This window comes from Intestinibacter sp., from assembly GCF_051866655.1.
Lineage (GTDB): Bacteria > Bacillota > Clostridia > Peptostreptococcales > Peptostreptococcaceae > Intestinibacter.
Map to the genome: position 1 here is coordinate 1 of NZ_JBJDXL010000178.1, position 5265 is coordinate 5265.

The following is a 5265-nucleotide window of genomic DNA, read 5'->3' on the forward strand; positions in this document are numbered from 1 at the left end:
CTAATCATTTCAACGAATATCAAGAAGAAGTGAATCAAATAAAATACGCTTTATCTAAAACACAATTAAAATTCGATGACAAAATAAGAGCTATTCTTTTTGAAGACACAGACGCATATCTTGATTTTATGATAAGAGCAGAAGAAATAGGACTTTGTGAAAAACAGATGCCTAAAAATTTCATAGAAACTCTTTTAAATAAGAATCCATTGGGTACGAAGATATTAAGACAACTCCGTCAATTTTTTCTAAATTTGAATTTACATATCTAGTAGCCATAAGACCTCCTAAAGAGTCTCCACCTATTACCCAGCTTTCTATGTTGTCGTATTTTTCTATAACATCGCTGGCTTTATTTTTTCCAAACGGAGCAAAGTTAAGCGGCATATCTACAGCTACTACCTCATATCCATATGATGAAATCATCTTGCAAAGCTTAGCATAGGCTCTGGCATCTACTTTTGCAGCTGGGTAAAATATAAATCCCTTCGTCGGAGTAGTATTTTTAGGTGTAAAAGATATTAAATTTTTATCTATACTCACTTCTACATTATTGTCACTTATTAAAGATAATTCAGCTTCTTTTGTTGGAGCGTAGTAACTACTTAGCCAAATGAAAAAACCTATTATTGATACCAATAATAAAACTAATATAGCCCTTATTATTTTTTTACTTCTAATCTTCTTTTTCTGTTTCTTTTTTTGGACTTTAGAAATTTCTTTTTCTTCTTCATTGTAAAGTAAAGGTTTCTCTAGCTCCATAGTAATACTAAAGGTGTCGTATTTTCTTTTTTTTGACTTTACTTTATCATTTTTCATTTTGTATCCCTCCAAGTTTGTTTCATACTATTATAGTTTATCACAGTTAAATCTATTTTTCATCTTGTCAAATCTTTCAATTTTGTATCTTTTTCTTAATTAAAATTTAATATTTTACAAACTTGTAAGAAAATCTTTATTTTAAAGATCCACAAAAAAATACTCCCCTCTGTAAAAATAATTTTTTTATTTTTACAAAGGGTAAGTATTTTGGGCATTTTTATTTTATATGTTTGAAAAAGTTTGTTTAAAATTTATTTAATAGTGTATTCCACTCCAATAAACATTATTTTTAACTACAGCTTCTGGATTTAAAGTTACTCCTTCTAGGACGTATTTTTTATACTCCATAAATCCAGTTCTATCTACTATGTATCCTATATGCTCCTTGCCTCCTGGTGCATCCTTAGCCATGTATTCTTTTGCAAATTTATAAGTATTAACTATTATCTTTATTATACTTTCTTCATCTGCCCAAAGTATCCAGTCCTCTGCAAGTCTAGGATTTTTCTTACCTGTTCTACCCATTATAGCTAGTCTGTAGTATTTCTTTTCATCTCTAGTCCATGCTCCTGTAGGACAGTTTAGTACACATTCTCCACAACCTATACATTTTTCAGCATCTCTGACTATTTTATTGTTTTCAACTGATAGCGCTCCTGTAGATAATCTCTTACATTTTTTAACACAGGCTTGGCAGTTTACACATCTATCCATTTCATATACCGGCTTGTGCATACCTATTATTCCATAGTCGTGGCTTCTAGCCTTTATACAGTCATTTGGACATCCTGTAAGTGCTACCTTGACGTGTATATCATTTGGGAATATCGCCTTTTCTATTTTTTTAGCAAACTCAGTAGTGTTGTATGCTGCTTTTGGACATGCTTTGTTTCCTACACATGCGCATACATTACGAGTTCCTGCTGCTGGATATCCAGTATCTGGTTCCACTTGATTTATTTCAAGCTTATCTATTACAGGCTGTATCATTTTATTTATTTCATCCATATCCTCGTATCTAAGTCCTAATACTTCAAAGCCTTGACGAGTTGTCATATGGATTTCGCCGTTTCCGAATTTATTTGAGATTTCAGCTACAATTCTCAGAGATTCTGGGTCTATTGCACCTCCTGGAACTCTTACTCTAAGCGATGTCCCATATCTATTTTTAGTAATTCTATAAGCATTTTTCATTACTTTTTTAGTATTTATATCTCTAATCATAACTCTACCTCCTAATCTATTAATGTTTTTGCCTTTGAATAGTCGTAAACTGGACCATCCAAGCATATATAAGACTCATCCATCTTGCAGTGTCCACATTTACCTAATCCACAGCACATCTTTCTCTCATAAGAAACCCATATATTTTCTTCTGCTACGTTTCTCTTTAAGAATTCAGCTACTGTAAATTTCATCATCATAGGAGGTCCTACTACTGCACATGAGAAATTATCTATATCTTCTATTTTTAAATCAGGTATATATTTTGTAACAAGTCCAACAGGTCCATCGTATCCTTCAGTCGCTGTATCTACTGTCACTGTTACGTCTAGTTTTTCGCTCCATCTTTTTAAATCATCTTTAAATAAAGCATCATTTATTGTTTTAAATCCTACGATTAATTTAAAGCTCTTAAATTTATCTATATTTTCATATGCAAATTCTACTATTCCTCTTACTGGGGCTAATGCGCTACCTCCAGCTACTACGACAAGCTCTCTACCTATGTAATTTTCAATTTGAAATCCATTTCCATAAGGTCCTCTTATCAAAAGATTATCGCCTATATCGTATTTAAATATTTCACTAGTTACTTTTCCTACATTTCTTATAGTAAAATCCACATAATTATCTCCGTATCCACTTACTGATATTGGACTTTCGCCGTGCTTTGGCATAGATATTTCATAAAATTTACCTGGAAGTACATCTTTAGTATCGCACTCAACTCTAAATGTCCATTCTTGCGGTGTATGCTTAATTAAATCTATTATCTTCGCAACCTTTGGTATATATCCATTCATATTATTTGTCCTCCTTACATAATTCATTTACTTTATCGATAGTAGTAGAGAAAGAAATATATTGTGGGCAGTTATCATCACATCTACCACATCCTACGCACATATGATATCCAAAGCGTTTATTGAAATCGTAAATCTTGTGCATAGCTTTAAATCTAAGTCTATCACCTTTAGATTGTCTAAATGAATGTCCTCCTGCTATATCAGTAAATCCATCTACTTGACATGATGCCCATACTCTTCTTCTCTCTCCAACGTTTTCATTTTCTTTATAGAAAATATCCTGCATTGTAAAGCATGTACAAGTTGGACAGACAAAATTACATCTACCACATGATATGCAGCGAGCGTTGTACTGATCCCACATAGGGTCTTGGCTTATTTTTACTGGATCTATATTATCTGGTATTTCAACCTTTACGAAGTTTTCTTTTACATAATCTACTTCAAAGTCTGTGCTTTCGCCTTCAAATACATTTAATGTATCGTCTTTTATATCTATGTATAATTCATCTTCTCTTATGTTTAGAGCCATAGCGTAATCTTCTGCTTTATTAGAGCCCATGCTTACACAGAAACAGTTTCTAAAGCTTTCTTTACATCCTACCAGGATAAATTTAATTTTATCTCTATTTCTTTTATAGTAGTAATCTTCTTCACCGTTTCTTAGATATATTTCATCAACTCTTTTTACTGCGTTTATATCGCAGGCTCTCATAAAAATTAAAATTTTATCTTTTCTTTCATTTGCTTCACTGTACTCATCTTGTGTAAAGTAAAGTAATATTTCATTTATAGGTAACATAACTTCCTTTGGAGAAAAATGAGATTTAAGCCCCCACTCCATTTCCTCGAAAGTTTTCACTTCTTTGTATCTAATACTTGGAGTGTCTGAATAAGTACCTTTGTACTCTAAAACTACTGGTGCAAAAATTTTATACTCCTCACTTAATTTCTCTAATCCCTTATCAAACGATTCATAGTTAAGCTTTAACTTCATTATCATCACCCTTTCTTAATCTTTATAATTAAATATTACCAACTTTAAAATATAATCGATGTGATTTTTATCACAATCTAGTTTGTTTTTTTATTTTTTTCAAAAAAAATAACGCCATTTTACTAAACAGCGCTATTTTTTTAACTTTTAAAAAACGATGAAAGCTCGTCTGGCTTTATATAAATCTTTTTATTTTCTAACTTAACTAGATTTTCATTTTGTAGTATCTTCATAGCTCTAGACAATGTCTCTCTCTTACATCCTAACATATCAGCTAGATAAGTCATCGTAATACCTTTGACATCTAACAATCGCCACTCTCCCTTATCGACTCCAAATTCTCGATTTAACCTGTATAGCTTTGCAGCAAGCTTCTTTTCGATTTTTATATAAGTAGAATTTTTCAGCTGTCTATAAAGTCGTCTATTTCTTTTTTCTAGAGAATCTAGTATATTTTTAACTAAGCTAAAATCTTTTTCCATTATATCGATAAATTCCTTTGTATTAAATTTAACTATTGTCGCTTTTTCAAAGGCTTCACATGCAACAGCTGTGGTAGAATTTTTTATCAATATCTCGTTTATCATATCACCTTGATTTAATATAAAAATTATCTTTCGCTCTCCGAATTCATTCATTTTATATATTGAAACCTTGCCCGATATCAAAAAATAGACATTTTCAACTAGATCTCCTTCGTGAAATAAGACCTCTTTTTTTTCTAATTTAAACACAGATCCCTTTTTAGCAAGCTCTTCAATTGTAGATGTTTTTATATTTTTGAACGCATCTATATTTTTTAAAATAATAATCACCTCTATATTAAATTATCTAAAAGACATTAATATAGAGTTTTTAATCCTTATCAGTTAATTTATAATATCTTCTTGATAATCTATAGTATTTTGTTCGTCTACTTCATCTATATATATTTTATCAGATATTTCCTCTTCTTTTAACTCTTCTTTTTGGCTATATATATCTTCACTTATTACCTCAGCTTGATCTTCTTCAATTGATTGAAAATCATCGTCTTCTACATTATCATCATCTAAAACATAATCATCTCTTTCATATTCGTCTATATCAAATTTTTGCTTTTTAACGACCTTTGAACCACAACAGATACAGAATTTAGAGTCTACATCGATTTTACTTGCACAAACATCACATAGCATAAAGTTTTTCTCTCTATCTATTTCACTTCCACATTTAGGGCAAAATTTTTCATCACTCTTTGGTATATACCCACATTCACATACAGGTGTATTTTCGTCGTGTCCCTCTATATTTGCTATGTCGAGCATCCTATTGTATATTTCTAAATCTACCTTTCTTATTTCGTATATTATTTCTCCAAATATACTCTGATCTATAAGGCCATTTCTTACCTTGTCGTATACAATCATCCCTAAT

At 31.0% G+C, this 5265-nt stretch carries 6 protein-coding genes; all 6 read right to left on the reverse strand.

Going from position 1 to position 5265, the window contains the following annotated elements:
• Nucleotides 1-180: 180 nt before the first annotated feature.
• Nucleotides 181-819, reverse strand: a complete 639-nt coding sequence (locus ACI3VO_RS05385) for an alpha/beta hydrolase (protein ID WP_439756928.1) — start codon at nucleotides 817-819, stop codon at nucleotides 181-183.
• A 258-nt stretch (nucleotides 820-1077) separates the two neighbouring features.
• On the reverse strand, nucleotides 1078-2046 hold the full coding sequence (gene asrC / locus ACI3VO_RS05390; RefSeq protein ID WP_439756929.1) for a sulfite reductase subunit C: 969 nt from the start codon (nucleotides 2044-2046) through the stop codon (nucleotides 1078-1080).
• Nucleotides 2047-2057: 11 nt separating this feature from the next.
• A complete protein-coding gene (asrB, locus tag ACI3VO_RS05395) occupies nucleotides 2058-2849 on the reverse strand; it encodes an anaerobic sulfite reductase subunit AsrB (RefSeq protein WP_439756930.1) in 792 nt (263 codons plus the stop codon).
• Between the two features lies 1 nt (nucleotide 2850).
• Nucleotides 2851-3849: an anaerobic sulfite reductase subunit AsrA gene (asrA, locus tag ACI3VO_RS05400; protein WP_439756931.1), complete on the reverse strand. Its 999-nt coding sequence runs from the start codon at nucleotides 3847-3849 to the stop codon at nucleotides 2851-2853.
• Nucleotides 3850-3989: 140 nt separating this feature from the next.
• Nucleotides 3990-4664 (reverse strand): Crp/Fnr family transcriptional regulator, encoded by a 675-nt coding sequence (locus tag ACI3VO_RS05405; protein ID WP_439756932.1) that lies wholly within the window; start codon nucleotides 4662-4664, stop codon nucleotides 3990-3992.
• Between the two features lie 54 nt (nucleotides 4665-4718).
• Nucleotides 4719-5265: zinc ribbon domain-containing protein (locus ACI3VO_RS05410; RefSeq protein ID WP_439756933.1), on the reverse strand; the 547-nt coding region annotated here is incomplete at its 5' end.